The organism is Domibacillus robiginosus, from assembly GCF_000966195.1.
GTDB lineage: Bacteria > Bacillota > Bacilli > Bacillales > Domibacillaceae > Domibacillus > Domibacillus robiginosus.
In genome coordinates, this window is sequence record NZ_LAHL01000036.1 from 20,670 (window position 1) to 42,922 (window position 22,253).

24 protein-coding genes are annotated in these 22,253 nt (G+C 43.4%); 11 read left to right on the forward strand and 13 right to left on the reverse strand.

Features of this window, described 5'->3' with window-relative positions:
- Positions 1-36 precede the first annotated feature (36 nt).
- On the reverse strand, positions 37-237 hold the full coding sequence (locus VP97_RS16245; protein WP_050183074.1) for an alpha/beta fold hydrolase: 201 nt from the start codon (positions 235-237) through the stop codon (positions 37-39).
- 268 nt (positions 238-505) lie between these two features.
- Between VP97_RS16245 and corA the strand changes: the two genes are divergently transcribed.
- Both corA and alaP read left to right on the forward strand, forming a co-directional pair.
- On the forward strand, positions 506-1,456 hold the full coding sequence (gene corA, locus VP97_RS16250; protein WP_050183075.1) for a magnesium/cobalt transporter CorA: 951 nt from the start codon (positions 506-508) through the stop codon (positions 1,454-1,456).
- A 443-nt stretch (positions 1,457-1,899) separates the two neighbouring features.
- A complete protein-coding gene (alaP, locus tag VP97_RS16255; RefSeq protein WP_050183099.1) occupies positions 1,900-3,297 on the forward strand; it encodes an alanine permease AlaP in 1,398 nt (465 codons plus the stop codon).
- Between the two features lie 52 nt (positions 3,298-3,349).
- Here the strand turns inward: alaP and VP97_RS16260 are convergent, their stop codons facing one another.
- Positions 3,350-3,796 carry a DUF4385 domain-containing protein gene (locus tag VP97_RS16260; RefSeq protein ID WP_050183076.1) on the reverse strand — a complete coding sequence of 149 codons (447 nt, stop codon included), beginning with the start codon at positions 3,794-3,796 and terminating at the stop codon, positions 3,350-3,352.
- A gap of 117 nt (positions 3,797-3,913) precedes the next feature.
- Between VP97_RS16260 and VP97_RS16265 the strand changes: the two genes are divergently transcribed.
- A complete protein-coding gene (locus VP97_RS16265) occupies positions 3,914-4,381 on the forward strand; it encodes a hypothetical protein (RefSeq protein ID WP_050183077.1) in 468 nt (155 codons plus the stop codon).
- 15 nt (positions 4,382-4,396) lie between these two features.
- Entirely contained in the window at positions 4,397-5,122 is a 726-nt protein-coding gene (locus VP97_RS16270; RefSeq protein ID WP_050183078.1) for a YqjF family protein, read from the forward strand.
- A 12-nt stretch (positions 5,123-5,134) separates the two neighbouring features.
- Here the strand turns inward: VP97_RS16270 and VP97_RS16275 are convergent, their stop codons facing one another.
- Entirely contained in the window at positions 5,135-6,100 is a 966-nt protein-coding gene (locus tag VP97_RS16275; RefSeq protein WP_050183079.1) for a Gfo/Idh/MocA family protein, read from the reverse strand.
- A gap of 145 nt (positions 6,101-6,245) precedes the next feature.
- Between VP97_RS16275 and VP97_RS16280 the strand changes: the two genes are divergently transcribed.
- The 3 genes from VP97_RS16280 to hxlB all read left to right on the forward strand — a co-directional run bounded on the left by VP97_RS16280 (position 6,246) and on the right by hxlB (position 7,953).
- Positions 6,246-6,620 carry a winged helix-turn-helix transcriptional regulator gene (locus VP97_RS16280; protein WP_050183080.1) on the forward strand — a complete coding sequence of 125 codons (375 nt, stop codon included), beginning with the start codon at positions 6,246-6,248 and terminating at the stop codon, positions 6,618-6,620.
- Between the two features lie 140 nt (positions 6,621-6,760).
- Entirely contained in the window at positions 6,761-7,402 is a 642-nt protein-coding gene (hxlA, locus tag VP97_RS16285) for a 3-hexulose-6-phosphate synthase (protein ID WP_050183081.1), read from the forward strand.
- A complete protein-coding gene (gene hxlB, locus VP97_RS16290) occupies positions 7,402-7,953 on the forward strand; it encodes a 6-phospho-3-hexuloisomerase (RefSeq protein WP_050183082.1) in 552 nt (183 codons plus the stop codon). The genes hxlA and hxlB overlap by 1 nt, the downstream gene beginning before the upstream one ends.
- 252 nt (positions 7,954-8,205) lie before the next feature.
- On the opposite strand, the gene VP97_RS16295 is transcribed toward hxlB, so the two are convergent.
- Positions 8,206-8,688: a DinB family protein gene (locus VP97_RS16295; protein ID WP_050183083.1), complete on the reverse strand. Its 483-nt coding sequence runs from the start codon at positions 8,686-8,688 to the stop codon at positions 8,206-8,208.
- 150 nt (positions 8,689-8,838) lie between these two features.
- On the opposite strand from VP97_RS16295, the gene VP97_RS16300 reads away from it, so the two are divergent.
- Entirely contained in the window at positions 8,839-9,981 is a 1,143-nt protein-coding gene (locus VP97_RS16300; RefSeq protein WP_050183084.1) for a zinc-dependent alcohol dehydrogenase, read from the forward strand.
- A 17-nt stretch (positions 9,982-9,998) separates the two neighbouring features.
- Here the strand turns inward: VP97_RS16300 and VP97_RS16305 are convergent, their stop codons facing one another.
- The 7 genes from VP97_RS16305 to VP97_RS16335 all read right to left on the reverse strand — a co-directional run bounded on the left by VP97_RS16305 (position 9,999) and on the right by VP97_RS16335 (position 16,762).
- Positions 9,999-11,891: an FtsX-like permease family protein gene (locus VP97_RS16305; RefSeq protein WP_050183085.1), complete on the reverse strand. Its 1,893-nt coding sequence runs from the start codon at positions 11,889-11,891 to the stop codon at positions 9,999-10,001.
- Positions 11,866-12,630, reverse strand: coding sequence for an ABC transporter ATP-binding protein (locus VP97_RS16310; protein ID WP_050183086.1), 765 nt, complete (start codon positions 12,628-12,630; stop codon positions 11,866-11,868). The genes VP97_RS16305 and VP97_RS16310 overlap by 26 nt, the downstream gene beginning before the upstream one ends.
- Positions 12,631-12,714: 84 nt before the next feature.
- Positions 12,715-13,713, reverse strand: coding sequence for a sensor histidine kinase (locus tag VP97_RS16315; protein WP_050183087.1), 999 nt, complete (start codon positions 13,711-13,713; stop codon positions 12,715-12,717).
- Positions 13,710-14,411, reverse strand: a complete 702-nt coding sequence (locus tag VP97_RS16320; protein ID WP_050183088.1) for a response regulator transcription factor — start codon at positions 14,409-14,411, stop codon at positions 13,710-13,712. Before VP97_RS16320 ends, VP97_RS16315 begins: the two co-directional genes overlap by 4 nt.
- Positions 14,412-14,508: 97 nt before the next feature.
- Positions 14,509-14,760 (reverse strand): HPr family phosphocarrier protein, encoded by a 252-nt coding sequence (locus VP97_RS16325; RefSeq protein ID WP_050183089.1) that lies wholly within the window; start codon positions 14,758-14,760, stop codon positions 14,509-14,511.
- 11 nt (positions 14,761-14,771) lie between these two features.
- On the reverse strand, positions 14,772-16,298 hold the full coding sequence (locus VP97_RS16330) for a tripartite tricarboxylate transporter permease (RefSeq protein WP_050183090.1): 1,527 nt from the start codon (positions 16,296-16,298) through the stop codon (positions 14,772-14,774).
- Positions 16,299-16,318: 20 nt separating this feature from the next.
- Complete coding sequence (locus VP97_RS16335) at positions 16,319-16,762, reverse strand: tripartite tricarboxylate transporter TctB family protein (protein WP_050183091.1); 444 nt, start codon at positions 16,760-16,762, stop codon at positions 16,319-16,321.
- 260 nt (positions 16,763-17,022) lie between these two features.
- On the opposite strand from VP97_RS16335, the gene VP97_RS16340 reads away from it, so the two are divergent.
- Both VP97_RS16340 and VP97_RS16345 read left to right on the forward strand, forming a co-directional pair.
- A complete protein-coding gene (locus tag VP97_RS16340; RefSeq protein WP_050183092.1) occupies positions 17,023-18,063 on the forward strand; it encodes a tripartite tricarboxylate transporter substrate binding protein in 1,041 nt (346 codons plus the stop codon).
- Positions 18,064-18,090: 27 nt separating this feature from the next.
- Positions 18,091-18,873, forward strand: a complete 783-nt coding sequence (locus VP97_RS16345; protein WP_050183093.1) for a class I SAM-dependent methyltransferase — start codon at positions 18,091-18,093, stop codon at positions 18,871-18,873.
- A 31-nt stretch (positions 18,874-18,904) separates the two neighbouring features.
- On the opposite strand, the gene VP97_RS16350 is transcribed toward VP97_RS16345, so the two are convergent.
- Positions 18,905-19,600: a response regulator gene (locus VP97_RS16350; RefSeq protein WP_050183094.1), complete on the reverse strand. Its 696-nt coding sequence runs from the start codon at positions 19,598-19,600 to the stop codon at positions 18,905-18,907.
- Between the two features lie 21 nt (positions 19,601-19,621).
- Positions 19,622-21,208 carry an ATP-binding protein gene (locus VP97_RS16355; protein WP_050183095.1) on the reverse strand — a complete coding sequence of 529 codons (1,587 nt, stop codon included), beginning with the start codon at positions 21,206-21,208 and terminating at the stop codon, positions 19,622-19,624.
- Positions 21,209-21,383: 175 nt separating this feature from the next.
- On the opposite strand from VP97_RS16355, the gene VP97_RS16360 reads away from it, so the two are divergent.
- Positions 21,384-22,235, forward strand: a complete 852-nt coding sequence (locus VP97_RS16360) for an STAS domain-containing protein (protein WP_050183096.1) — start codon at positions 21,384-21,386, stop codon at positions 22,233-22,235.
- Positions 22,236-22,253 lie beyond the last annotated feature (18 nt).

The following is a 22,253-nucleotide window of genomic DNA, read 5'->3' on the forward strand; positions in this document are numbered from 1 at the left end:
AAATACAATCAGCAAAGGCTTTTTTCCCGCTCATGGTTAGCTGTTTAAAAATCGGATAAGTTCCCCTGAAAACTTCTCACGTTTGTCCCAAAATGAACCATGGCCGCTTTGTTCAAATGGAACAATATGTGAATTTGGAATACCTTTATTCATTTCCTCTGCAAATTCATACGGGCAAATTTGATCTTTTTTTCCGTGAAAAATAGCAGTCGGTACATTTATACTGCCGAGATCCATTCGCAAATCCTCATCCCGAAGTGCTTACAGCAGACTTGATTGTGGAATGACCTCCTACTTGAAGACCGGTAGAAAAATAACCGACTTTCCTTCATCTATATCATTCGCAAATAACTTTACGTCTTTTGCTGTTTCAATAAACATAACCTGGAACACTCCTTTTAAATGGATGGAAATCCGCTCAATCCTTTCCCGCCCTTACGCCCTCACAAACATGCCAATATGCTGTATACTGTTAATGGCTTATTCTTAAAAGAAGGTGATACGTATGATCCGAACCGCTGCCATTACAGTTGACCAGACTGTTTTGCATAATATTCCGCTCCAGGACCTTCAGGGAGAAAATATTCTTTGGTACTGGGTGGATCTTGATCAGCCGACCAACGATGAAACGACGATTTTACAGGATTTTTTCTCATTTCACCCGCTGGCCATTGAAGACTGCCTGCATTTTATTCAGCGCCCAAAGCTCGATTACTATGAAGATCATAATTTTATGATTATCCAGTCCGTCAACCAAAAAACCCTCGACCCGGAGGAAATCGATATCTTTTGGTGTGCCAATTATATCGTAACGTTTCACCGAAAAAAATCAGTTGAAATCGACACAGTATGGGACCGCCTGCTGGATGCAAAAAAAATCAAAAACCTGAACCCGGTCCAGGTTTTATATCATCTTGTTGACAAAGTGGTTGATCACTTTTTTCCAAGTGTTTATCAAATTGAAGACAGCTTAATTCAGTTGGAAGCAGAAGACGCAGATCAAGCCAGCACCGATGATTTATTTAACATCAGAAAAGAATTATTAAAGCTGCGCCGGATTATTTTCCCGATGCGGGAGCTGCTTTATCGGGTCTTGAATTCGGACCGTGTTCGAATGGGTAAAAAAAGCAAAGTGTATTTTAAAGACATTTATGACCACCTTTTAATGCTGACGGAAATTGTTGAATCAAACCGAGAGCTGACAAAAGATATGCGTGACAGTTACTTATCCGTTAATTCAAATCGAATGAACAGTATTATGATGACCCTGACTGTGATTACGACTATTTTCATGCCGCTTACATTCATTGCTGGTATTTATGGGATGAACTTTGATTATATGCCGGAGCTGCACTGGCGTTACGGTTACTTTATTGTGCTGGGCGTAATGGCTGGAATTTCTTTATCAATGTTTATATTTTTCTGGCGCAAAGGCTGGTTTCGACAGGATCATTAATAAAAAAAGAACCGATGCAAGCCATCGGTTCTTTTTCCATTTTTTCTACATAATTTCTTTTGGAAAAATGAGTGAGAAATAGAGTGTGTCTTGATGAAAATCATTTTTCTTTCAATAAATACCTCTCTGCTTTTTGTTTATATTCCCAAACAAACGAAACAAATTTTCATTTCAGCACAAATAAATTATCTATCAATCAATGATAAAATGAGCGTACGCTTATTTGTTGTAAGCGTTAACAAATAAGTTCCGGCCTGCTTTCTATCTTTTTATTTTTGATCAATCTGACTGTTTCGGCAAAAGAGAAGTCTGTGTTTCCTTCTTATTCTTCTTGCCAACCGAAACAGCACAGAGCTACAATGAGGAAGCGTGTTAATTTCTTGAAGCATCACAGAGCGATTTTTTCCATTTTAGAACTTATTTTAAGGAAAGGAAGAACACAAATGGCACAACTAGATTCAAAGAAAATAACACCTAAATCAAACGGCAGCACCGAACTGCACCGTGGGTTAGAAGAAAGGCATATTACACTAATGTCCCTCGGCGCTGCAATCGGTGTCGGGCTGTTTTTAGGCTCCGCCACCGCAATTAAACTGGCTGGACCAGGTATTTTGCTTGCTTACGCAGTCAGCGGTATGGTGATGTTTTTTATTATGCGTGCACTTGGTGAAATGGCAATTGAAAAGCCTGTTGCCGGTTCATTTAGTAAATACGCGCGTGATTATCTTGGCCCACTGGCCGGATTTATAACTGGATGGAACTACTGGTTTTTATGGGTTGTAACCTGTATGGCGGAAATTACCGCGGTCGGCGTTTATATGGGCTTCTGGTATCCAGATGTTCCAGCCTGGATTTGGGCATTAGCCGCCCTGGTCATTATGACAACCGTTAACTTTTTAGCAGTAAAAGCATATGGGGAATTGGAGTTTTGGTTTGCTCTCATCAAAATTGTTGCGATTCTTTCGATGATTGTAATCGGTGTGTTAATGATCGCTTTCGGAATCGGAAACGGTGGTATTGCAACCGGGATCAGCAACCTTTGGGAGAACGGCGGCTTTTTCCCGAATGGTGCAAAAGGACTTCTGTTATCCTTGCAGATGGTTATGTTCGCTTATTTGGGCATTGAGTTAATCGGTGTTACGGCCGGGGAAGTAAAAAACCCGGAAAAGTCATTATCAAGAGCGATTGACTCTGTATTTTGGCGGATTTTAATTTTTTATGTGGGCGCTTTGTTCGTCATTATGTCTATTTATCCGTGGACCGAAATTGGCACACAAGGAAGCCCCTTTGTCCTGACATTTGAAAAAGTGGGTATTCCAGCAGCAGCCGGCATTATCAACTTTGTTGTTCTAACGGCCGCTCTTTCATCTTGCAACAGCGGTATTTTCAGTACAGGACGCATGCTGTTTAATCTGGCAGAACACGGGGAAGCACCTGCTTCTTACCAAACGCTGACTCGAAACGGTGTGCCGGGCAAAGCTATTATTGCGTCTGCCGGCGTGCTGCTCATTGGCGTTTTGTTGAATTATCTTGTACCTGCTAAAGTTTTCACATGGGTAACGAGCATTGCGACATTCGGAGCGATTTGGACATGGGCAGTTATTTTGCTTTCACAAATTCGCTACCGCAAGAGCTTGAGCCCGCAACAGCAGCAGAGGCTTAAATACAAGGTTCCGCTATTTCCTTTTACTTCATACATCTCTCTTGCATTTCTAGCAGGCGTTATCGTTGTAATGGGCTTTAGTGCGGATACAAGAATTGCCCTGATTGTCGGTCCACTTTGGCTGCTTTCATTAACGGCTTTCTATTATGCCAAAGGGTTTCACCGCAAAAATGCATAAGTGCTCTTTCAACGGACCGGTTCTGCCCTGAGCAGGCCGGTCCTTTTTACGATCAGCCATACTTTTTCTGATGCTCTTTTTTCATCTTTAAGTACTCTTCATCCTCACGTACGGTTTTCCACTTCACTTCAAAGATCGCAGCTGATTTCGCTTTTTCTTCATCAATATGCCGCTCGTTTACTTCACCTTTTTTATCATATTTGCGCCCGCCTTTATAATTGGTGTAGCGACGTGAACGCGTATAGCCCATCTGCAAAAATTTGCGAGCCATATCCATGCCGACAAAATCTCCTTTTTCTTTGTACTCTAAAAACATGCTGTAAATCTTTTCTGATGATTCATGGGCAATATCCGGTGTTTTAAAGCGCCAGTGCGGCAAAATTTCGCTTTTATACGGCTCGACCAGAAGCACGCCCTGTTCACCACGGCCTACCCGGTATTTTTCTGGTTCTTTTCGAAAGTCAATGCGGTCAAAATCGAGTGAATAATCAAATGCCATTATGCTTCTCTCCTTTTTCTTTTTTTACCCGCTCTTCCAGGGACAAAACGAAGGAAAATACGTTTAAAACTGCGCCAATTGTAAATAGTAGTAAAAAAAGATGAAAAGAGGATCGCGATGAAAAAAATTTACGGTACTGCTGCTTCTTTTTTTCTTGCAGGGATGCTGACAGCTGGATGTGGGACAGATGAAAGTGAACAGCCTGTTTTGGATACAGAAACCGATACAATTGAAGAAAACGCCCGTGATCTGCCAAGTAAAATTCAAAATGTTCAAAGCATGCTTGACCGTGTAAACACGCACATCAAATCTTCTGAAAGCGGCGAGGAGCTTCAAGAAGCTGGAGAAAGCCTGAAGGAGCATTGGGATTTAGCCGAAAAGGAAGTGGAAGAACAGTATCCAAAAGATTATGCGGCCATTGAAAAAAGCCTGTATCCACTTATAGATGAAGCAAAAAAAGACAGTCCGGACCTTCAGAAAATGACACCATGGGTGAAAGATGCTAATGATCAATTAACTGCCCTTTTAGAAAAAGCATCAAATCCTAAAAAAGAAGAAGATGCGTTAAATCTAGAGCAAAAATAAAAGGAGGTGTGGAGGATGGCTGATGAATTCCAGGAAACGATTCAGCGGCCGTTTCCGCTCCCATCTTCTCCATGGGCCGCCAAACAACGATGGGATTTTATGCTTTTTCTTCACTGGCCGGTTTCAGCTCAAAAACTGAAGCCGCATATTCCGTCCGCTCTGTCTCTTGACTTATTTGGTGGCAATGCCTGGATCAGTATTGTACCGTTTCTGGCCCGTAGCACCCGCCTGCACGGCATGCCGCCCTTTCCTTTTTATCATTCTTACTTGGAATTAAATATAAGAACATACGTAACGTACAAAGGCATTCCTGGCGTTTACTTTTTCAGTCTCGGCGTCGATAAATGGCCGGTCGTCCTTGGTGCGCGCGCCGCTTCCTTTCTTCCGTATTACCACACTCGAATGAAGCTGCTTTTACGCAATCAAACTGTGTACTTTCAATCAGGAAACAAGCAGCCTTTTCGCGCCGCTTATTTTCCTTCTTCTCCTGTTTTTATTCCATCGGAGGGCAGCATAGACTTCTGGCTGCTTGAACGCTACTGCCTGTTTGATCAAAAAGGCAGTATCGTTCTTCGCGGAGATATTCATCATGACCGCTGGCGTGTGGCAGAAGCGTCCTGCGCTTTTTTGAACCTGCCGTCTGTTCCTTTTTTACCGGATACTCTTTTTAATCAAAAGCCTCTCGCTCATTTTGCCCACAAAAAAAACGTGTTTGCCTGGCCATTAAAAATTTCCAGATAAACACGTTTTTGATTATGATGTAAAAACGACGCCGGCCTGTCTGCGGGCTTCTTCTGTGATCTCGATCACGATTTCGCTTATATTCCGGTAATGCTCGTACATATTCCGGTCATTTGATTGAATCGCTTTTGCAATCGCTTCTGCTTCATACATCATGTCGTTCTCTTCTTCTGCAATGGCTAGTTGTTCCTGCCCGCCTGAGAGCCGATCTGTAAATTCGATACTTGCAATCGGCGCCACATGGTCAATCGTAATCGTACCGTTTTCTCCACTGATTTCACCTGGCAGGAATGAATCAGTTATTTTTGAAAACATCGTTGTACACACATGTGTGCCGTAATCAAGCACCACTGAGCCGCTTCCGTCTACCCCTGTCGGCAGCATTGTCACCCGGGAACTGATGCTTTCCGGCTTGCCAAACAACGAAACAGCCAGGCTGATCGGATATACACCTAAATCTACAAGAGCACCGCCCGCAAACCTTGGTGAAAAGATGTTTGGTTCTTCCCCTGCCAATACATTGTCGTAGCGGGAGGAGTATTTCATATACTGCAGGAACGAGTGGCGAATAGGACCTACTTTTTCAATCGCCTGTTTTAAGCGGGCATGATTTGGTGTATAAAGATTCCGAAATGCTTCAAATAAAAATACACCGTTCTCATCTGCTGTTTGAAATGCTTTTCTGCACTGCTCAGCTGTCGAAAACATGGGTTTTTCGCATAGGATATGTTTTTTATTTTTCATTAACAAAAGCGCCTGTTCAAAATGAAGGGAATTAGGTGAAGCGATATACACGACGTCAATTTCTTCATCAGACGCGAGGTCTGCAAGGTCTGTGAAAACCCTCGGGGCTCCCAGCCTTTCTGCTTTTTCTGGAGAGCGCGAATAAGCGCCGGCAAATGTTAGTGCATCTGTTTTGCTGACGGCGTCTACAAATCGCTCGGTAATAGAGCTTGTACCAATCGTTGCAATGTTCATATGTAATCCCTCTCTTATCCAAAATATTAGCTGCTGCTCCTTGTTATTTTCTCAGCAAAACACGCCAAGATCAACTGCCGGCCAAACAAGTTTCTTTTTGGAATATACATATACATTGTATACTGTTCAAAAAGGAGGTAAAAAAATGGGACATGTATGCGCAAGAGAATTTAACTGTGAAAAAGAACTGACACTGGCAGTGATCGGCGGAAAGTGGAAAATGCTCATTCTGTGGCATTTAGGAAAAGAGGGCACAAAACGGTTTAACGAGCTTAAATCCTTGATGCCTGGCATTACGCAGCGTATGCTCGTAAATCAACTGCGTGAGCTCGAATCGGATTTTATTGTCCATCGGGAAGTGTATCCGGTTGTGCCTCCTAAAGTAGAGTATTCCTTGACAGACCAGGGCCGGACGTTAATGCCAATCCTTGAATCCATGTATGACTGGGGCAAGAAATATAAGGATCTTATTGAAGAACAAGCTGATAAAACTTCCGCGAAAATCGAACATGATAAATAACTGACAGAGCATATAAAAAATGCTCTTTTTTTATTGCACAGTATACTTTTTAGCACTATATGAGTTTAAAGTGCGTACTTCTTTTTTGCTCAGCATGCGATTACAATGAACAAACATCAAACAAAAAAGGAGAATTTATCATGAAATTACAATTAGCACTTGATCTCGTCAACATTCCAGAAGGCATTGAGCTTGTGAAGGAAGTACAGGAGCATATCGATGTTGTTGAGATTGGTACACCAGTTGTGATTAACGAAGGCCTTCACGCTGTGAAAGCGATGAAAGAAGCATTCCCAAACCTGGACGTGCTTGCGGATCTTAAAATTATGGATGCAGCCGGCTATGAAGTCTCACAAGCCTCAGCGGCTGGCGCAGATATTGTTACCATCCTCGGTCAGGCAGAGGATGCTTCTATCAAAGGCGCGGTTGAAGAAGCGAAAAAACAGGGTAAACAAATTTTGGTTGATATGATCGCGGTAAAAGATATTAAAACACGGGCGCAGGAGCTTGACGCACTTGGCGTTGACTACATTTGTGTGCACACTGGCTACGATTTGCAGGCAGTCGGCCAAAATTCATTTGAAGACCTTCACACAATTAAAAGCGTCGTGAAAAACGCTAAAACAGCAATCGCCGGCGGAATTAAGCTTGAAACACTTCCTGAAGTCATTAAAGAACAGCCTGACCTTGTCATTGTTGGCGGCGGTATTACAAGCAAAGACGACAAAAAAGCAGCTGCGGCAGAGATGAAAAAATTAATTAAAGAAGCGGTTCATGCTTAATGACAAAACAGCTGGAACGCATTTTACAGGAAATTCAAACAACAGCTGCCCTTATCCGTGATGAGGAAACTATACAGCTTGTGAATGGCATTATCGAAGCAAACAAAGTATTCGTTGCCGGCGCAGGACGCTCTGGTTTCATGGCAAAATCATTCGCCATGCGTATGATGCATGTCGGACTTGATCCGTATGTTGTTGGCGAAACGGTAACACCAAACCTGGAAGCAGGCGATATTTTTATCGTCGGCTCCGGTTCTGGAGAAACGAAAAGCCTCGTTCCTATGGTAGAAAAAGCAAAAGCGATCGGTGCAACGGTAGCCGTTGTGACGATCGTTCCGGATTCCACCATCGGAAAACAAGCGGATATCGTCATTCAAATCCCGGCACAGACAAAAGCCGGCGAAGACACAGGCACCACGTCCATTCAGCCAATGGGCTCTTTGTTTGAACAAAGCTTACTGCTGTTTTATGATTCACTTATTTTAACGATCATGGAAAAACGCGGCATGAACTCGGACCGCATGTACGGCCGTCATGCAAATTTAGAATAGTATTCAGGGCTGCTTGTATAAGGCAGCTCTTTTGCTCTTTTCAAAAGTATTTCCTTAAAAGCTCCCTACTTTTTTTAATATCTTCTTTGATGTTTCCATGAGAGCAGAAAAGGTTACATACTAAGTAAGATTGTGTCGAGAGGATGTGTTTTTATGAAAGGCTTTCTTTTTATTGTGATTGGGATTATTATTGTTTTTGCTGCGTACACCCTTTTGAAAAAGATAAAAAATCGACGCTAATAAAAGCGGAGCTTATATATGGGTTCCGCTTTTATTCTCTCTTAAAAAATAAATAAAATCGGTCGGGCAGCTTCCGTATCCTGCCTGGCGCAGCATAACAACAACATTGCCACGATGGGATGTTCCATGATTGACGACATGGGTAATAAGCTCAGCCAATGTGTTTTCAAAAGAAACGCCTTGTTTGTCTTGATACTTGATGATTTTATGGCCGTCCAGTTCGGCTGAAAGAAAATCTCTTACTTCTTTTTGTAGATTTGCAAAAGCCTTTTTTGCTTCCATGGCAGTTGAAAAATGTGTTTCCCCGCCAGCTGTGCCACCAGCTTTTTTCATACGTGAAAACCAAAGCCGGTCTACATCATAAATATGTTCAAATGTACGACTGATTGATGGAAATGGACCGGCAGCCGGTTTGGTAAAAACCTCTGGATACAAAGCCAGGTGTTCAAGCATCCGTTCGTTGGCCCAGGCATGATAGTCATACAACTGCTTCATTCGTTCTCCACCTTTCTTACCCCATTATTTCATTGTTTATACTATATAACAAAACAAATGGCCTTAAAAAGAAATACGTATTTGTTCAGCATAATATTCTGCCGTGAGGGTAAAAGAAAACTATTCTAAACAATTTAGGAGGTTTTTTTCATGCGCGCAGTTACATATCAAGGTGTAAAAAACATGCAGGTGAAAAACGTAGCGGACCCTACCATCCAAAAAAGGGAAGATATTATCGTTCGTATTACCTCAACAGCCATTTGTGGATCGGATTTACACATTTATCAAGGCGCACTCCCGCCGGCGGAAGATGATTATGTAATTGGTCATGAACCAATGGGAATTGTGGAAGAAGTCGGGCCAGACGTCACGAAAGTCAAAAAAGGCGACCGCGTGGTGCTGCCGTTTAATGTTTCCTGCGGCCAATGCTTCTATTGTAATCACGATATGGAGAGCCAGTGTGACAACTCCAACGCAAACCCTCATATCGATTCGGGTGGTTATTTAGGCTTTACAGAGCGCTATGGAAACTTCCCCGGTGGCCAGGCCGAATATCTGCGTGTGCCATACGGAAACTTTATGCCCTTTGTGATTCCAGAATCATGCGAGCTTGAGGATGAATCCGTTTTATTCCTATCGGATATTCTACCGACTGCTTATTGGAGCGTTGAAAACTCTGGTGTGAAATCAGGAGATACGGTCATTGTACTTGGCTGTGGACCGGTTGGCTTATTAACACAGAAATTTGCCTGGATGAAGGGCGCCAAGCGAGTCATTGCGGTGGACCATGTTCCATATCGACTGGCTCATGCCAAGAAAATGAATAACGTGGAAGTATTCAATTTCTCGGAATACAAAAACATGGGTGACCATTTAAAAGAAATTACCAATGGCGGTGCGGATATTGTCATTGACTGCGTGGGCATGGATGGAAAAAAATCACCGGTTGAAGCGATTGAACAAAAACTCAAGCTGCAGGGCGGTACATTAAGTGCGATTCAAATCGCCTTGAGAGCGGTTCGCAAGTTCGGAACGATCCAGCTTACTGGCGTTTACGGTTCTTTGTATAACATGTTCCCGCTCGGCTATTTGTTTGAGCGGAACATTACCGTCAAAATGGGCCAGGCACCGGTTATTCATTACATGCCGGAGCTGTTTGAAAAAATCACAGCTGGCGAGATTGACCCGACGGAAATCATTACCCACAAAGTGCCGCTCGAGCAGGCGGGCGAGGCTTATCAAATGTTTAACGACCATGCCGATGAATGCATTAAAGTCGTTCTGAAACCATAAAACAAGAAATCCGCCTCTTAAAGGGCGGATTTTATTTGTTTGATATAAAAATAACGCACAATAAAGAAGTAAATAATTTGAATAGTAGTAAAGATTAAAAGCACGTAGATGCATTCAACAAAAAACGGCTGGTAAAACATATTGGAAAGTGCCGTCAGCGCCACAACACCATGAATAAGCGCTACAACAATCGGCGAGAAAAACAAAAGCGCGATCTGCTGGTTCAGCACTCTTTTCAGCTCCTGTTCGGTTAAGCCCATTTTTGCAACCGCCTTGAATTTTTCTTTGTCCTCATCCAGATCACTATACAAACGGAAGTAGAGAATACTGCCGGCGGAAATAAAAAATACCATGCCGATAAACAGTCCGACGAACAATGTGGGTCCATAGCCAGCGTTTAATATATATAAAGCAAAATCGGATGCAAAGAAATAAGGCTGCTCTCCATTTTGCAGTTCTTCCGATAGAACCTTTCCTGCCTCAACTAACTTTTCGGCAGAATCATCACTCATCCATGCATAAAACGGCTCCGACTGAACCGGCTTTCCAAGCTGCTCAAAGATAGAGTCCGATACGATCAATCCCCTGGAAACCGGCATAGTATGCGTTTTAATTACCTGATTCGGCTTCAAGCTTCCGCCTGACAAAAGCGGAATTCGAAGATCCGTGAGTTCCTCTCCCGATTCATATGCCTCAAACATTTCATTTGTATACTCTATCGCAGCTGCGCCGTTCGCCGAAACAACCGCCGGCTTTTGACCGATCATAGCTGCAAACCGATTAAAATCGGACACCTTTACGATCAACAGGGGATCTTTATTTCCTTCAACTTGAAAATAGGTCAGAAGCATGTGCTCGTCACGGGCTTCTACCCCTTTGTCTGCTAATACCTCGTTTATTTTGCTGACTTCCTGCTGCTCAATTTCTGTGTTTTTCTCAGAAAGCGTGTAGGTTATAGAGTATGCATTCTCTTCTTTTATAGCGGAATTTAAAAGTGATTTAAACCCATACAATGTTCCAATGGCACTAAAGGCTACAGTTGAGACAATGGCAACCATAAAAAACGTCCGAGCGTTATCCTTCATTCGAAATGATAGGTCGGAAAACAGCAGCATATTCGTTTTTTTCCAAAAAACAGAAGGTTTTTCTTTTAAACGTCGAATGATAAATACACTTAACTGTGTGAATAAAAAGTAAGTGCCCGCTACTACAACAATGACTACAGGCACAAGCGCCGCGGCAACATACACTCCTTCTACACGAAGAGCTACCGCATAGCCGCTGCCAATCAAAAGCACTACGAGAAGCGCCAGCCATTTCGAGGCTTTCGGTTCTCCCTTTGACTGCTTTTTGCTTTTCATCAAATCAATTAATTTCCCGCTTCGCAAAATCGCCGCTGTAAAAAAAGAGATAAATAAAAACAGCAGAGCGAAAGCAGCAAAAGTAAGGACAATCGCTTTAACCGGCATGTAAAAGTCCAGGTCCGTCCCAATAATCAGCACATTTTCCGCAATCAGCAAAATAAGCTTTGCAAACACAAGGCCAAGACCAATACCGCCAATAGTTGCAAAAAAGCCGATCAGCAGGTTTTCAAGAAATACCATCAAGCGAAGCTGAATCGGCGACATGCCCTGCATGATCAATAAACCAAATTCATTTTTTCGTGTTTTTAAAAAAGCACCCATGGAGTACAGTACGTAAAAAAAGGCAAAAGCAAAAATGATTCCTTCCGCGGTCGTCAGAGCAATGGAAACAGATTGCACCACTGCTCCTTGTCCGAGCGCCGGATGAAAAGCAAAAACGGCAAATGTGAAAAAAACCATAACAGAAAACAAGCTGCTTAAAAAGTAGGCCGCATATAAGCGTTTGTTACGAAAAACATTATTAAACGCGAATTGACGAAAGGTCATGTGCGTCGCCTCCCAGCAGAGAAAGTGTGTCAATAATTTTTTGGAAAAATGCCTGCCGGTTATCACCGCGGTGGATTTCCGTATACAGCTTTCCATCCCGGATAAAGATGACCCGCTGACAATAGCTGGCGGCCTGCGGATCATGTGTGACCAGCATCATTGTTGTTTTTTTTGTACGGTTGATCTCTTCAAGCATTTCCATCACTGCTTTAGACGATTTGGAATCAAGATTTCCCGTCGGCTCATCAGCGAGCAGCAGGCTCGGTGAGTGAATCATCGCTCGTGCCACTGCTGCTCGCTGTGCCTGGCCTCCAGAAATCTCATACGTTCGCTTATTCATGATTTCCGTAATGCCAAGCTGTTCGGCTATAGTGGCCGCTTTCTTCTTCATTTCGCTCACTTTTTCTCCATCAAGCGTCAGCGGGAGGACCATATTTTCCTCGACCGTGAGCGTATGAAGCAGGTTGAAATCCTGGAAGACAAAGCCAAGCTCGCGCCGGCGAAATTTAGCCAGATCATTTTTTTTAAGCTGATGCGGATTTTGTCCGTTCAGCAAAATTTCACCCGTTGTCGGTTCATCAATGGTAGCGATCATATTTAATAGCGTGGTTTTCCCGCTTCCCGACGGCCCCATTACACCGACAAACTCACCTTCTTCGATTGTTAACTGAATATCGGTCAGGGCCCTGTAAGAAACCTTGCCTTCATATGTTTTACTTACACCTTTTACATTTAACATACAATGATCTCCTCTCTGTATCGTTTGTAAGATCAGTGTACGATTTCCAGTCGACTGCTTCTATCGATTTTTCTTTCAGCTATCTTACAATGATGTAAGGTTACGCCACGAATCGAATACAATGCGTACTGTCGTCCCTTTTCCAGGCTCTGATTGGATTTCAAGGCGATGGTCGAGCCGGGCTGCTGCTTCGCTGGCAATATACAGCCCCATGCCCGTTGACTCCCGAAAATGGCGCCCGTTCTCCCCGGTGAAAAATGGATCAAATACCCGTTTCAGGTCGGTTTTTGGTATACCGACACCAAAGTCGGTTACTTCAATCATCGCTTTTTGCGAGCGGGAGGTGAGTGAAATCCTTACTTCATTACCCTTCCCGGTCGAGTATTTCACTGCATTTTGCACAAGCTGCTGCAAAATGAAAAATAGCCACTTTTCATCAGATTCTGCCACAATAGCGCGATCCAGATCGGTTTTCGGATATACTCCGTTCCGGATGAACAGCCGCTTATTTTCTCGTATTACGTCCTCAATCACCTCTGAAACCCGGATAGACTTTATGTAAAAATCCTGTTCAAATGTCCGCAGCCTTGCCATGTACAAAACCGTATCAAGTCCTTCTCTCATTCTTTCTGTTTCCTCCCGGATACTGGATGATTCCGGCTCATCCATTTGCTGGGCTGTTAATTCAATAACAGAAAGAGGTGTTTTCATTTGATGCACCCATTGGTTCATAAAAGTTAAATGATCATTTTGCTGCCGGTCCATCTCCCTTACTCTGCTCTCATAATGTCTGTATTGTGAGACAAGCAGTGTGTGAAGTGCCTGCGGGATCGCTCCTTCTTCGAGCTTCTGTAATGAGTTATCCATCGATTCAACGGGCCGGCTTAGTCGGCTATAATACGCTCGATGTGTCACATACCGATAAACAAGATATACACCCAGGAAAAACAATGCTAAAAAGCAGCCATAAAGAGCCGGTTTTATATGTCGATAGCCATCAAGCCAATAAACAAGAAAAATCATACCGAACTGGATCAGCTGCACAATGATTAGCGCTATATGTTCACGAAAAAAAAGGTTCATCTCTTTTCCTCTCCCGGCACATTCAGCCGGTAGCCCGCTCCCCTGACTGTTTCAACTGCGTCCACAGCCCCGACCTCCTGAAGTTTTTTGCGAACGCGGGTAATGTTTACATTCAATGTGTTTTCATCTACATATGTCTGGTTGTCCCACAGCTTTTCCAACAATGCTTCCCGGCTTGCCACGCGCGGATATCTTTCCATCAGCATTTCGATAATGGCTGCTTCCTTTGCGGTTAACACTGTCATTGCTTCTTCATAGGCTAGCTCCATCCGCTCTGGATACAGAATAAGGCCAGCTGTATGTAAAATACGTTCCTCCGCTTTGACGGCGTACTCCCCATATGCCCGCCGCAGATGGCTGCGAATTTTCGCCATAACCACCTCATAATAAAAAGGCTTTGTTATGTAATCATCCCCACCGTTTTCAAGCGCCATGACCTGATCCATCTCGCCATCCCGAGCTGAAATGAATAGCACCGGACAGATAGAATCTTTTCGAATCTGACGGCACCAGTAAAAGCCGTCAAAACTCGGCAGGTTGATATCAAGCAGCACTAAATCCGGTTTATAGGCATGAAATTCGTCAAGCACGCAGTCAAAATTAGCGATCTTATATACATCAAACCCGTATTTTTCGATGTACGCTTGAAGAAGACCAGCAATTTTTGCATCGTCTTCTATAATCATAATTTTTTGCACTTGTATCACCCCCTGTTTTATTATGGCAGAAAAAAGGAACATTTCGAAGTTTGTTTATAGAAACAAAGAAAAAAGCAGCCCTTGTAGGACTGCTCTTTTATTCGTTTACCGTCACCGGCATATGAAAATGCTGAAATACTTTTACCATTTCCCGCTTTGCCTCTTCTTCATCCGGCCCATGAATTTCAAGCTGGAACGATTTAGAGGTTAAAACGGAGTGCGTTAATCCTAAAATACTTTTCACATCGATGCTACGATGATCTGTTTTCAACACAATACTGGATTGAAATGGCTGAGCCGTTTTATTTAACTCCACGACGAAACGAGCAAAGGTCTGTCCAAGTTCCATGCTGGTCCTCCTTAATCTTCTTCGTTAATAATGACTGAACGGCCGCGCATTTTCATAATAAGTGGAATGCTGATCCACAAAGCACCAATCAGCAGGAATATAAGTGAAACCGGGCTTGTCACAAAAACTGAAAAATCACCATTGGAAGAAGTAAGGGCACGGCGCATATTATTTTCAATCATCGGGCCAAGCACCAGTGCCAGAACAAGCGGCGCAACCGGATAATCATTTTTGGTTAAAAAGTAACCGAGCAGTCCGCAGGCAAGCAGTAAAGCTAAATCAAAAATATTAAACTGTACCGCATACACACCGAAGATCGAAATTGCCACAATAACTGGCAGCAAATATTTGGCCGGTGTATCAATGACCTTGGCAAATACTTTTACAAGCGGCATATTTAAAACGAGCAGCATCACATTGCCGATAAACATACTGGCAATTAAGCCCCATGCTACCTGCGGGTTGTCTTCAAACAGCAGTGGACCCGGCTGTACATTGTACATAATAAGAGCTCCCATCAAAATAGCGGTTGTGCCGGAGCCTGGAATCCCCATCGTCAGGAGCGGGATCATAGCGCCGCCGGATGCCCCGTTATTGGCAGACTCGGGGGCAGCTACTCCCGCAATCGCTCCATGGCCGAATTCTTCCGGGCGTTTGCTTATTTTCTTTTCGGCAATATAAGAAAAGAAAGAGGCAAGCGTCGCGCCCGCACCTGGCAGCACACCGATAAAAAAGCCGAGCAGTGAGCCGCGGACGATTGGCCCGGTGCTTTCTTTCATATCCTGCTTGGTCGGCAAAATCCGTCCCACTTTCGCTGTTTTGCCATCTCCATTGTCACGGTCTAAGATTGTCCGGAACACTTCACCAAGTGCGAATAAACCTACTGCTACTGTTAAGAATTCAAGTCCTGAATACAAATAAGGGTTATCATATGTGAAACGGGAAACCCCGGATACATTGTCCATCCCGATCGTCGCTAAAAGCAGGCCGGCGACTGTCATAATCAGTGCTTTTGTAATCGAACTGCCCGCCAGTCCGCTGACCGCACACAACCCGAGAAGCATAAGTGAGAAATATTCAGCCGGCCCAAATGAAAGAGCTAGTTCAGACAGCGGCTTCGCTAATAGAGTTAAGCCAAGCAGCGAGACAATTCCTGCTACAAATGAGCCGATAGCAGAAATAGAAAGCGCAGCACCGGCCCGGCCCTGCCTTGCCATTTGATAACCGTCAAGTGCTGTTACAACAGAGGAAGATTCTCCCGGCGTGTTTAATAAAATCGATGTTGTCGATCCCCCATACATAGCACCGTAATACACACCCGCAAGTAAAATAATTGAACTGGCGGCAGCACTTTGCGGATCAAGACCAGATGTCAGTGTTGCCGTAATCGGAATTAAAAGAGCCACGCCGCTCATCGGTCCAATTCCCGGCAGTACGCCCACTGCCGTGCCAATGAGGACACCAAAAAAAGCAAAGGCCAGGTTCTGCCACTGCATGGCAACCCCAAATCCATCCATTAAAAACTGTACTGTATCCATGTGTAAGCACCTCCTTTAATTTAAACAGGAAATCCTGGCAGCGAGCCCTGTAAAAGGCCGACAAAAATGTAGTAAACGCCAAAAGAAAACGCCGCAGCGATCACAATGCTTTTGAGCCAGCCGCCTCTTTCTAACACTTGAAATCCAATCAATAAAAATAAAAAGGTTGTAATCACGTAGCCAAGCGGCTCTAACAGCACAACATAAAGAACGGCGGCTGCAAAGATAATGAAAAACCTTTTGTAATCCGGCTTTTCTCCTCCTGTTTCCTGTTTACTTTTTAGGGCTTCAATAAAAAGCTTGATGCTTAATAAAATCAATAAAATGCCGAGTCCGATTGGAAAAATATCTGGTCCCACGTTGCTTCCATAAGAAGTGGCAGCAATTTTGCGGCTTTCTACGATAAAAAAGACGCCTATTAGAAGAAAGATAATGCTGGCATAGCGATCGAATGTCCTGCTCATTTTATGCACCTCCATGTTTGTTTCACCTTAATGTAACCGCTTTCTAAAAAGTATCAGCTTCCATCTGCCAATAGAAGTTTTTCTGCATAACTTGAATAACGATCATATTTTTAACGCAGCATCTATTTTCCGTGAAAAATATGAAGTTAATGCTGTTTAATGATCTTTATGAGATGAATGTGCAAAAACTATTCCCGTTCATTGGCTGATGATACTATTCGTTTATGAAAGCGTTACCAACAACAAAGGGGGGCATTTCAATGAGTGTAACATTTAAAGTAAAAAAGTGGGGCAGCCTGATTACAGCCGGTGCGCTTGCACTTAGTTTAGCAGCTTGCGGCAATTCTACTTCTTCAACTTCTGGAGGAAGCGATGAAGAAAACGCTGCTTATCCGGAGAAGCCGATCGTAATCAATGCACCGTCCGGAGCAGGCGGCGGGCTTGACACAACTGCACGTGCTTTAACGAAGGTATTAAATGAAACGGGATTAACAGAGGAGTCCATGACGGTTGAAAACAAGCCAGGCGGCGGTCAGGCAGTCGGCCTTGCGGACTTTATCAGCCAGGACCCGGAAGACCCTTACCGTTTGTTTCTTCCTTCCGTTCCACTGCTTATCAATAATTTGAAAAAAGAAGGAAACAGCCCGCATTCCTATAAAGATTTAACGCCAATCGCCCAGCTTACGAAAGATTATGGAGCGATTGTCGTGCCGGCAGATTCCAAGTATAAAGATTTAGAGTCACTGTTTAAGGACTTAAAAGCGAAGCCGGACAGCTTAACACTGGCAGGCGGATCGTCTCCGGGTTCTCAGGACCATCTAGTTGCCATGCTTCCTGCTGTAAAAGCGGGTGTTGACGCTGCGAAAATTAAATACGTTTCATACGATGGCGGAGGAGAAGCAATGACTGCTCTGATCGGCGGCAATGCCGATGTGCTTGCTACAGATATTTCCGGTACGGGTGAGTATTTAAAAGCAGGAAAAATTCGTGTCCTTGGCGTGTCTTCTCCAGAGAGATTAAAAGGCACATATGCAGATATTCCAACATATAAGGAAGCCGGAGTTGATGCGGAATTTACGATTTGGCGCGGCTTGTTCGGACCGAAAGAAATGCCGGACTACGCAGTGGATTACTGGAACAAAACACTTTCAGAAATGGTGAAAACACCAGAATGGCAGAAAGTTCTCGAAACAAACGGCTGGGAAGATGGCTATAAAAACTCTGAGGAATTCACGACTTTCTTAGGAGAACAGGAGAAATTAGTACAGGAGATTTTAGAATCGCTTAATATGCAAAAATAAGCTTATTGTATTTGAGGAGGAATCTTTTTGCAAGAATCAACAGAAACAGCCAAGCAGCGGGTGAAAAGCCAGTTTGGAAAATCAGCCGAGTACTATGTCACAAGCAGTACCCATTCAACAGGGTCGGACCTTGCCCTTCTTCCCGAATGGCTGGAGATTGGTCCTGATTCTCTCGTTCTTGACATTGCAACAGGAGGCGGCCATGCAGCGAAAGCGCTGGCCCCTCATGCTGCTCATGTGTTTGCCACTGATTTAACCGTGCCAATGCTCGAAGCCGCAAAAAAACATTTAGCTTCATCGGCTGACAATATCTTTTACGTAGCAGCAGATGCAGAAGCCCTGCCATTCTTGCCACATACGTTTGATGCGGTCACCTGCCGGATTGCTGCTCACCACTTTCCAAATCCGCGACTGTTTGTAAAGGAAGCGGCACGTGTTTTAAAGCCAGGCGGGCGCTTCATTTTGATTGATAACATTGCACCTGAAGAACCGTCCTTAGATACTTTTGTAAATCGGCTTGAGTCCCTGCGTGATCACAGTCATGTGCGCAGCTATACGATTTCGGAATGGAAGGGCTGGTTTAAGGAAGCCGGATTTAGCCTGGTCAAAGAACAGGTACGCAAAAAAGAACTCGGCTATCCAGAATGGGTACACCGTACAACCGCTTCTTCTGAGCAGGTTCAAGAAGTGGATGCTCACCTTCTCTCTGCAGACGTGGCTGTTTCCACATACTTTTCTGTAAAAACACAGGGTGAAAGCATTGCATCATTTCAAATTGATGAATGGATGGCCATGGTTCAACGAAACTAAGCTTAGGTGTTCCACTTTGTGGGGCACCTTTTTACTTTTTTCGATATCTTCGTTCCGGACGGCCAATCGTCCCATACATAATCTCCACGTCCGCTTCTTCCGCTGCGACCAGATATTCTAAATATCTTCGCACCGTGGAATTGCTTGCGCCAATCGCCCGCGCTGTTTCCTCCGCATTAATGCTTGAAGAAGCTTCCTGTAAGTGTGCACGCACTTTTTTCAGCGTATGTTTATCAATTCCTTTTGGCAGCTGATCGGTTTGCTCTACATATTCGGCCCCGGCCGCCTGGCCCATGATACCGAAAAAACGATTGACTTCCCCCTGTTCAATAAGCGCGGCTTGAGACAGCTTTTTCTTTGTTTCTTTGTACTGCTCAAGTGTAGATAAAAACTGGTTGATCATAATGGGCTTCAGCATGTAACTGTACGCACCGCCCCGGATGGCTTCACTAACAGTGCGAACATCATTTGCTGCTGTAATCATAATGACATCCACACTGCGCACTTCTTTACGAATTTCCCACAATAAATCAGTCCCGTTTATATCAGGCAGGTAGACATCAAGCAAAATAAGATCAGGTGTAAATACATTTAATAAGTCCAGTGCCTGCTTTCCAAGGTTTGCAGATGCTACAATTTCAAACCCATCTACTTTTTGAACAAACTTCTTATAAATATTGATCGTTGTCTCATCATCTTCGATAATCATTACCTTAATCGGTGCCATAAAAAATGCTCCCCCTTTTATTTACTCCTTTGGAATGGTAATTGTAAATTGTGCACCACCAAAGGAGCTTCTTGAAATATAAAGATCTCCCTTTAGTTTCTGAAGTGTATTTTTAACAATTGCCAGTCCAATTCCGTGATTGTCCCCATCCTTTGTCGTAAAACCTTCTGTAAAAATTTGCTCCTCTTCTTCAGGAGAAATACCCGGGCCGTTGTCTTCAATATCAAAAATAAGTTCACGGCCGATATCGGTAAATGAAACACTGACAAGCGCTTCTTCTCCCTTTAGCCGTCCGGCTGCCTCCATCGCATTGTCAATAATGTTCCCTAACACGGTTACAAAAAGCTTTGTGTCAAAAGAAGGAGGCACAGCGGATAAGTTGCTGTTTTCATCTATATAGAAACGGACTTTCATTTCTTTAGAGCGATGAATTTTACCGAGAAGACAAGCTGCAATATAAGGATCTTTTACAGAAGAAGTTAAAAAAACGACAATGTCCTGCCGTTCTCTTACTTCCTCCGCTATAAACGATCTTGCTTCCTCATATTGCTCTAACACCATCAATCCATAGATGGTGTTTAATTTATTTAAATACTCATGATTTTGCGCCCGGATGTTATCGGTAATACTTTTGACCGCTGACATTTCCTCCTCTATTTTCTCGATTTCTGATACAGGGCGGATCGTTAGTACCGCACCCTTTGTTTGGTTATTTAGCCAAATTGGCGCACCATCTGCTACATAAAGCTGATGTTCAAACAAAAGACGCTGCCGCACAATGCTTTCCTTTTGCTCAATAATCGATTCAGCCATCCGAACGAGCCGGCTGTTTGTTATTTTCCCCTCATCGCTAATTTGCCCTTCTAGCAGATTTCTAGCTCTTTTGTTGATAGATGTTATTTTTTGATTGTTATTGACAGCAATGGTCGCATCTCGAATGGATTCGAGTGTCGCTTCTTTTTCTTTGAATAAAAAAGAAATTTCTTCAGGCTCCAAATTAAAAATCAATTTTTTCACCCGCTTCGCTATCGTAACGGCTCCCGTTATTCCAAATAAACTAATAAACAGCGCGAAAAACAGTATCTTTAATTGGTATTCACCTCTTGCTTCATCTACTTCTGTTGTTAAAAATCCGACAGAAGACACGCCAATAATCTCTCCAGCTTTGTTGTAAATGGGGGTTTTCGCTTTAATAGCTGAACCCGAGATACCCGTTCCCTTATACACGACCGATTTTCCGTTTAAAAGGCTTTCTTTGCTGCTCGTTCCCATCTTTTTACCGATATGTTTCTTTATATGATGGGAATAGCGGACATTATCTTTATTACCGATCACAACATATCCTGCGCCCGTTGATTTTCTTATGCTTTCTGCTACGGACTGAATGCGAATCGATGGATCCGGATCATCAAACGCCTGGATAATCGTTTCGTTTTGAGCAGCCATTTTAGCTACAGTCATTGCCTGGTTACCCAGTGATTTCTCAGTCAGATCTCCTATAAGAGTAAAAAAGATAGCGCTTACAAAAAGGATCGTTAAGCAAACTACTATAGAAATAAGACCTATCATTTGCCCAAGCAGTTTGGGCTGTCCTTTAAAAACCAACATGTAATCTCCCACCTTCTAATGGAGAAACTCCTTCTTTTATTTATCTCAATCTCTTAAGAAATGTCAATATTTTGTTCATTTTGTTCACCAAAATTCCATGATTTATTTCTTTTCAAAGCAGGAAAAAAAGGTGTATCTTTGTACGTATACTATCTAATTTCTGGAGGCTGCTGGAATGAATGATGAAATTCGAGTTCTTGGAAACAAACTATCTCAGGTGAAATATGACATTGCCCGGGACATCCATCAAAACCTTTCACATATGTCGAACATTCAAGAGTCAGCCGGCTGGGGGATGGAGCGGGCGATTGAATACCGAGCCCAATTTATCCAAATGTTCGCAGACATTTTAATGGAACAGCCTGACCGTGGGCTTGCTTTAAAGCGATTTAGTGAGTGGGGATCCAAAACTGGAGAGATCGCCTGCAGCCTGAACGCGCCAATGGATAAGGTTCTGCAAACGACAACAGTATATCGGACGGCCATTTGGGATGTACTGAAGCATGAAATGGGGCAGAAGCAAATGTCCATTGAGACGGTTTTTGACAGTATCGCTATGATTGATCCGCTGCTGGATCAAGCCGTTTATGCGCTAAGTATGGCTTACGTGAAGTTTCATCAAAAAGCGCTCCAACAATCGGCTGAGGCGCTCTTGGAACTTTCTGTACCGGTTGTACCAATTACAAAAGGAGTCGCTGTACTTCCACTGATCGGCAGTATGAACAATGAACGGGCAGCCCTTTTGATGGAGGAAGTGCTGCAAAAAGCGGATCAACTCAAGCTTTCCCATCTCCTTCTTGATCTGTCTGGTCTATTAATGGTTGATACGATGGTAGCGGATCAAATTTTCAAAGTCATTGATGCCTTGTCTCTGCTCGGGATAAAAGCGGCACTTATTGGCATTCGTCCTGAAGTAGCTCAAACAATGGTCACAATCGGCATTGACGTAGATAAATTGGAGGTAAAAGCAAATTTAGAAGCGGCATTAAAAGATTTACAGCAATCCGCCCATTTATTTTCGTCTTAACAAGTGATGAGCCAAAGA